This is a genomic window from Acidovorax sp. Root70 (genome assembly GCF_001428225.1).
GTDB lineage: Bacteria > Pseudomonadota > Gammaproteobacteria > Burkholderiales > Burkholderiaceae_C > Acidovorax.
Window position 1 is genome coordinate 25,087 of the sequence record NZ_LMHQ01000018.1, and the last position, 7,154, is coordinate 32,240.

The following is a 7,154-nucleotide window of genomic DNA, read 5'->3' on the forward strand; positions in this document are numbered from 1 at the left end:
CCTTTTGTTTTTTCATTCCCCGTTTTCGTTCGGTTTTTTCATGTCAAGTATCCAGGTTCGTCCCGCTACGCTTCGCGATGCCAAAGCCATTGCCCAGATCCACACTGTCTCTGCCCAAGAGGCTTACAAAGGGCTGGTGCCAGACGAGCAGTTGAAATCCATGTCGGTCGAAAAGCGCCAGGCCTACTGGCGCGAGGCCATTGAATATTGCGAGCCCCAGGTTCAGGTGGCGGTCGATGGCGAGAAGATCGTCGGCTTTGTCGGCTACGACCGCTCACGCGATGAAAAGTCCCGGCCCACCACCGGTGAAATCTGGGCCATCTACGCTGCCCCCACCCACTGGAACCAAGGCGTTGGCCTGGCGCTGTGGGACGCCGCACGTGACGGCCTGCACGAAGAAGGCTGCACCAACGTCACCGCCTGGGTGCCGCTGCGCAACGAACGCGCGCTGCGCTTTCATGAGCTGGCTGGCTTCAAGCGCGAGCTGTCCACCGCCAAGACGGCGGTGATCGGCGGTGTGAAGATTGAAGAAGTGCGCCTGAAGCGCCCCATCAACGCATAAAGTGCCGCGATACCCCGCTGCATCGCTGCGCCCCTTTCCAATCCCACGGGCTGTGCGCAGCACTGTCAGATGCTGATACCAACGACTCCTCCCACGATCCACTGGACCCACCAGGGCCAAGCTCAGCAAGCCCTGTGGCGCTCCGAGAGTGGCGCCTCAGCGCCGCGCCGGGTGGAGACGGCTGACGACACGCTGGCTGCTGACACGGCCTACCGCATGGCCTGCGAGGGTACGGGGTTGTTGTGGCAGGGCGATTTTCAGAACGCGCGGCATCTGCTGCAGGCGCTGATGCGCCGGGTCGACAAGAAGCCACGCAAGGCGGCCGCGAAGGCGTCTCAAAAGCTGGCGACCGCCACAGCGGCCGAGGCGTTCCATCTGCACCGGCAGGCGCAAGCACAGCGTGCGCGGGTGCTGGCGTCGGTGCTGATTCCTCTGGAGGGTGACTACAGCATCGCGCTGCGCCGTGCGCCCGATTGGCGCCAGGCCTGCACCGAGGCCTGGGGGCCAGCGACGGGCGCGCGCTCGGTGGCCACGCTGCGCGAGCTGCTGGGGCTGGTGGGCGCGCACGAGTGGCGCAAGAAGGGGGTCGAAATCCCTGCGCTCGGTGCCCCGCCGCTCAACCGCATTCACCCGCACTACGGTGTGTTCTCGCCCGTGCGTGGCGAATATGTGGGCCTGGTGGCAGCGGCCCCGCTGCCCGGCAAGGCCCTGGCGTTTGACATCGGTGTGGGCACTGGGGTGTTGTCTGCCGTGCTGGCGCGCCGGGGCGTGCAACGTGTGGTGGCCACCGACCAGGACCCGCGCGCACTGGCCTGTGCGCGTGAGAACCTGCAGCGCCTGCAGCTGCTTGACCGCGTGGAGCTGCAACAGGCGGACCTGTTTCCATCGGGCCGTGCGCCGCTGGTGGTATGCAACCCGCCCTGGGTGCCTGCGCGGGCCAACTCTCCCATCGAACATGCCGTGTACGACGAAGGCAGCCGCATGCTCAAGGGCTTTCTGGCGGGTTTGTCTGCACACCTGGAGCCCGGCGGCGAGGGCTGGTTGATTCTCTCGGACATGGCTGAGCACCTGGGGCTGCGCCCGCGCGAGCAGCTGCTGGCCTGGATTGCCGAGGCGGGCCTGGTGGTGCGCGGCCGCAACGACGTGAAACCGGTGCATGCCAAGGCAGCCGACGCGCAGGACGCGCTGCATGCGGCGCGCGCGGCCGAGGTCACGTCCCTGTGGCGGCTGGCCGCAGCCTGAACCGAGCCGATCTGCTCACTCCAGCAGCGCGGGCTGCGTCACGACAAAGGCTTCGGTGACCGGGCTTGCGGGCAGCAGCTGATCCAGCCGCTCGCGCAGGCTGGCGGCACGTTCTGCGCCTGCAGCGAGCGCCACTTCCTCGAACATGGCGTCGCCCACATCCAGCATGCTGGAGCGGTCCTTGGCGGCGCGCAGTGCCTCGCGAAAGTGTTGCGCCAGCACCGGATCGCGGCGCGCAAACAGGCGCTCGCAGGTGTCGAACAGGTACATGCGGGCACCGGCCAGCGACCGCAAGGACTCGCCGGGTGCCGGGCGTTCGATGGAGGGCGCGGCGGGCTCTGGCGCGGGCGGCAGGTCTGCCGGTCCGGTCAGGTAGCCCTGGCGCATCAGGTTCTCGACAATCTGCGCGCCAATGCCGTTGTACATGGCCTGCAGGTCTGACAACGGCTTGCCGTCGACCAGCAGGAGCAGCGAGCGTTCGCGCAGACTCAGGGTGCGCACACCCGGCGAGAGTTCCAGGCGGGCTTTTTCGGTTTTCTGCAGCAGCATGGGGATCTCCGGGGTGGTCGGTCTCTGGATCGAAGATTGCACCAGCCGGGCGTGACGCCGTGATGACCCCTTGCCGCACAATCGTGGGTTGGTACGGTGCCCGCGCTGGCACGGCGTACCTGTCTGTATGCTCCTTATTTGATAGCTTCTGGGGTATGTTGCACTAGCGCTTGGTTCAGTTTTTTTTTGATTTTTGCTGCTGCGTGCCTGTGCTGGCCCTCTTGTGGAGGGGGCGCATCGCGCCATCAGTCCCTCTGTGATGACCTTGCTGCTCGCCCCGATGGAGGGGCTTCTTGATTTTGTGCTGCGCGACGTGCTGACCCGCGTGGGCGGCGTGGACCGTTGCGTGTCGGAGTTCATCCGTATCACCGGCACCCTGCTGCCCGACAAGGTGTTCCTGCGTTATGTGCCCGAGTTGCAGCACGGCAGCCGTACGCTGGCGGGCGTGCCGGTGCGGGCGCAACTGCTTGGGTCGGACCCGGTCTGCGTGGCCGAGAACGCTGCAAGGCTGGCCGCGCTGGGCCCGGAGGGGATCGACCTGAACTTCGGCTGCCCGGCCAAGGTGGTCAACCGCCACGGCGGTGGCGCGGCGCTGCTGCAGGAGCCTGAGCGCATTGCGGCCGTGGTGGCCGCCGTGCGCCGCGCCGTGCCCGCGCACCTGCCGGTGTCGGCCAAGATGCGCCTGGGGTTCAACGACACCCACCTGATGCGCGAATGCGCCCAGGCCATGCAGGCGGGCGGCGCGGCTGAACTGGTGGTGCACGCGCGCACCAAGGCCGACGGCTACCGCCCACCGGCTTACTGGGAGCACATTCCCGCCATTCGTGCGGCCGTGTCCATTCCGGTGGTCGCCAATGGCGAGATCTGGACGGTGGCCGACGCCCAGCGCTGCCGCGAGGTGTCAGGCTGCGACGCACTGATGCTCGGGCGCGGCATCGTGGCGGACCCCGGCCTTGCACGCGCCATTCGGGCTGCCGATGCTGGGCGTCCGGACTCGGACACCGTGGTGTGGGCCGATCTGGTGCCACACCTGGCCGCCTTTTGGCAGCTGGTGTGCGACGACCTGGAGCCGCGTCAGCGCGCAGGGCGCCTCAAGCAATGGCTCAACCTGCTGCGCCGCCGGTTTGCCGAGGCGGAAGTGGCCTACCAGCATGTACGCACCATGACGGACCAGCGGGCCATCACCGTGTGGGTGGCAGAACTGCAGGCCCGGGCTGACTGCGCCCAAGGGGCTTAAGCGGGCTACAGCAGGTGGTCCGGTGCCAAAGGGCCCAGCAGCTGCAGCATCAGCCGCAGCGGGGCACTGGCGTCGGGCTCGGTCGTGGCATCAGACAGTCCGCTGCCCTCGGGGGCGCGCCAGCGCAGGCCCTGGTCGGTGGCCTGCACCTGCCAGGCGGCTTCTTTCAGCGCCGTCTCAATCTGCGCGGTGGCGCGGCGCGACAGCTCCGTGCTGCGAATCAGCAGCGCCACTTCGGTGTTCTGCCGTTGCGAACGCATGTCCAGGTTCATCGATCCCACCGCGAGCAACCGGCCGTCCACGATCAGCAGCTTGGAGTGCAGCATGGCACGCGAGCCGCCTTGCGAACCCACAACGCCCGCGCTGTGGTTGCCCATGCTGCCCGACACGCCCAGAGCTCCCCGCAGCACGCCGGGCAGTTCGCTGTGCATCTCGTACAGCTCAACCCCCATGGCCAGCAGCTGCGGCCGGTGGCGGGCGTAGCCGGCGTGGGCAATGGGCGCGTCGTTGGAGGCCAGCGAGTTGGTCAGCACCCGCACCCGCACGCCACGTGCCCGCGCGGCGGCAAAGGCGGCTTCCATGTCCGGCCCGGGCACAAAGTAGGGCGAGATGATGAGCAGGTCGCGCCGCGCCTGGCCCATGAGCTGCAGCAGCCCGTCCACCACGGTATCGGTCTGCGCTTCGGTGGCTTCGGGGCCTGTGCGGGGGTTGTCCGGGGACGTGCCGGCTAAAGAAGGGGCGGGGGGGCTGGCGGCCACGGGGGGGGCTGTGGACGCCGCCGCGCGGCTTGCCACCGGTGCTGTGCGCAAGCCCGAGACCAGGGCGGCGGCAGCGGCCTTGGGGCCATTGGTGGTGCCTGTTGCGGCACCGGCGGCGCCCGGGCCTGGCGGCGGCAGCGTTGCACCGGGGGCGGGGGAGGCCCCGTTGCCCGCACCGGCGCCGTCGGCCGGTATCTTGGCCGGCTGGTCCACCAGCACCGCCGCTGCGGCCCACACGAAGGGCGTGCGCTCCAGGTCCATGGGCTCATAGTTCCAGATGCGTGCGCGCTGCGCAGCGCTGGTGCCCGGGTCCACAGGGGGCGGCTGGCGGTCAGGGGCCGTGGTGCCGCCCTGGCCTGCGACGCGACGTCTTCGGCCTTCGTCAGCCGCACGAATGCTGTCGCGCAGGTGGTCGAGCTCGCTTTGGGTGATGAGCGACTGCACGGGATAGGCGCGCTCGTTGTTCCAGTAGCTGTCAAAGCTGCGGGACAGGTCCCGCACGATGGGGCCTGCGGCCAGCACATCCAGGTCCACGAAATTGCCCGAATCGGCGTTGCCAAAATAGGCATCGCCCAGGTTGCGCCCCCCGGTCACGGCCATGGCGTTGTCGGCAATGAAGAGCTTGTTATGCATGCGCTGCTGCACGCGCGAGAAGTCGCCTAGCAGGCCCAGCATGCGGCCGACGGGTGACCCCCTGGCTCCCGTGACGGGGTTGAACATGCGCATCTCGATGTTGGGCACAAAGGCCAGCCGCATCACCTGCGCGTCGCGCCCCGTGCTGTGGAAGTCGTCCAGCAGCACGCGCACACGCACGCCGCGCTGGGCGGCAGCCACCACGCTGAGCAGCAAGCGCTCGCTGCTGGCGTCTGCATGGATGGCGTAGTACTGCAGGTCCAGGGTTTTCTGGGCCGCGTCCACTAGGGCCAGGCGGCTGCTGTAGGCGGCTTGCGGGCCGCTGAGCAGTGCAAACCCCGAAGCGTGCCGCGCCCCCTCGGCGGCCCTGCGGGCAGCCACCAGTTGGCCCAGCGGGGTATCGGCGGGGGTCGACCAGGCTGTCGACACCGGGCGGTCTACATCCTTGGGCAGGCCCGCGCAGCCCGCAAGGGCCATGGCGACCACCACCATGACCATACCGAGCCAGCCGGGGCGGGCGTGCTGGGGCTGGGGGGAGGACGGGGAGGGCAAAGACAACATGGCGCGATTGTGATCGTGGAGCCGCTGGGGCGCAGGGCTCAGGTATAGCCGCACGCCGGTCGATGCGCTGTCGGACAGGGCGCCAAGGCGACGGCCAGGGGCCCCGTCTCGGGGTCAAGCCGTCGCCGGGGTGGGCTGCTACCAGCTCACTTCCCGGTCTGGCGTGGCGCTGATCTTGTGGATGCTCAGGTCGGCGCCGTCAAACTCTTCTTCCTGCGTCAGCCGGATGCCCACCGTCTGCTTGAGGATGCCGTACACCACCACGCCGCCGATCAGGGCCCACACCACGCCCAGGCCCGTGCCGATGAGCTGGGCCGACAGGCTGACCCCGCCCAGCCCGCCCAATGCCTTGCTGCCAAACAGGCCGGCAGCCAAGCCGCCCCAGGTACCGCACAGCCCGTGCAGCGGCCACACGCCCAGCACATCGTCGATCTTCCATTTGTTCTGGGTCAGGGTGAACATCAGCACAAAGATGGCCCCGGCCACCGCGCCCACCACCAGCGCACCCAGCGGATGCATGAGGTCCGAACCTGCACACACGGCCACCAGACCTGCCAGCGGGCCGTTGTGCACAAAGCCGGGGTCGTTCTTGCCCAGCACCAGGGCGGCCAGCGTGCCGCCCACCATGGCCATCAGCGAGTTCACTGCCACCAGGCCTGAGAGCTTGTCCACGGTTTGCGCGCTCATCACATTGAAGCCAAACCAGCCCACCACCAGCACCCAGGCGCCCAGCGCCAGGAACGGGATGTTGGACGGCGGGTGGGCCGAGATCGCGCCATCCTTGCGGTAGCGGTTGGCGCGCGAGCCCAGCAGGATCACTGCCGGCAGTGCAATCCAGCCGCCCATGGCGTGCACCACCACCGAGCCGGCAAAGTCGTGAAACTCCTCACCCGTGATGGCCTTGATCCAGCCCTGCACGCCAAAATGCTGATTCCATGCAATGCCCTCAAAAAATGGGTAGACAAAGCCCACGATGACCGCTGTTGCCAGCAGTTGGGGCCAGAACTTGGCGCGCTCTGCAATGCCGCCCGACACGATGGCCGGAATGGCCGCCGCAAAGGTGAGCAAGAAGAAGAACTTGACCAGCGCATAGCCGCTTTGCTGCACCAGCGACTCTGCGCCGATGAAAAAATGCGTGCCGTAGGCCACGGTGTAGCCCACCACAAAATAAACCACGGTGGACACCGAGAAGTCCACCAGGATCTTGACCAGCGCATTCACCTGGTTCTTTTTGCGGACCGTACCCAGTTCCAAAAACGCAAACCCGGCGTGCATGGCCAACACCATGATCGCCCCGAGCAAGATGAACAAGGCATCCGTGCCCTGTTTGAGTGCTTCCATAACGTCCTCGCGATAGTGATTGATCGACTCTGGTGCGTTTTCGTCGTACGCCACAGATTTGCACCAAGTTGAAGCAAGAAGCGCGCCAAGAGTTGGTGCAACACTTTGCACCGAATTGGGGCTCTGCGCGCACCCATGGGTTTGCCGGTGGTTGATAAATACTGTATAAATAAAAGGGGTATCTATTTAGCTCCAGTGGCATCAGAATAGCTGGATGGAAACCCAGATGCTAACGCCAACTCCTGGACAGGACTACCCTCGCACCTGGAAC

The 7,154-nt window shown here is 67.0% G+C and carries 6 protein-coding genes; 3 read left to right on the forward strand and 3 right to left on the reverse strand.

Going from position 1 to position 7,154, the window contains the following annotated elements; genetic code table 11:
* Positions 1-40: 40 nt before the first annotated feature.
* On the forward strand, positions 41-562 hold the full coding sequence (locus ASD94_RS11080; RefSeq protein ID WP_056642754.1) for a GNAT family N-acetyltransferase: 522 nt from the start codon (positions 41-43) through the stop codon (positions 560-562).
* 69 nt (positions 563-631) lie between these two features.
* Positions 632-1,804: a class I SAM-dependent methyltransferase gene (locus ASD94_RS11085; protein WP_056642732.1), complete on the forward strand. Its 1,173-nt coding sequence runs from the start codon at positions 632-634 to the stop codon at positions 1,802-1,804.
* A 15-nt stretch (positions 1,805-1,819) separates the two neighbouring features.
* On the opposite strand, the gene ASD94_RS11090 is transcribed toward ASD94_RS11085, so the two are convergent.
* A complete protein-coding gene (locus ASD94_RS11090) occupies positions 1,820-2,353 on the reverse strand; it encodes a hypothetical protein (protein ID WP_056642735.1) in 534 nt (177 codons plus the stop codon).
* Positions 2,354-2,612: 259 nt separating this feature from the next.
* Between ASD94_RS11090 and ASD94_RS11095 the strand changes: the two genes are divergently transcribed.
* Positions 2,613-3,590 (forward strand): tRNA-dihydrouridine synthase, encoded by a 978-nt coding sequence (locus ASD94_RS11095; protein ID WP_056642737.1) that lies wholly within the window; start codon positions 2,613-2,615, stop codon positions 3,588-3,590.
* Between the two features lie 5 nt (positions 3,591-3,595).
* On the opposite strand, the gene ASD94_RS11100 is transcribed toward ASD94_RS11095, so the two are convergent.
* Both ASD94_RS11100 and ASD94_RS11105 read right to left on the reverse strand, forming a co-directional pair.
* A complete protein-coding gene (locus ASD94_RS11100) occupies positions 3,596-5,542 on the reverse strand; it encodes a phospholipase D family protein (protein WP_082576845.1) in 1,947 nt (648 codons plus the stop codon).
* Positions 5,543-5,680: 138 nt separating this feature from the next.
* The gene (locus ASD94_RS11105; protein WP_056642744.1) at positions 5,681-6,883 is read right to left on the reverse strand and encodes an ammonium transporter; all 1,203 of its coding nucleotides are present in this window, start codon (positions 6,881-6,883) and stop codon (positions 5,681-5,683) included.
* Positions 6,884-7,154 lie beyond the last annotated feature (271 nt).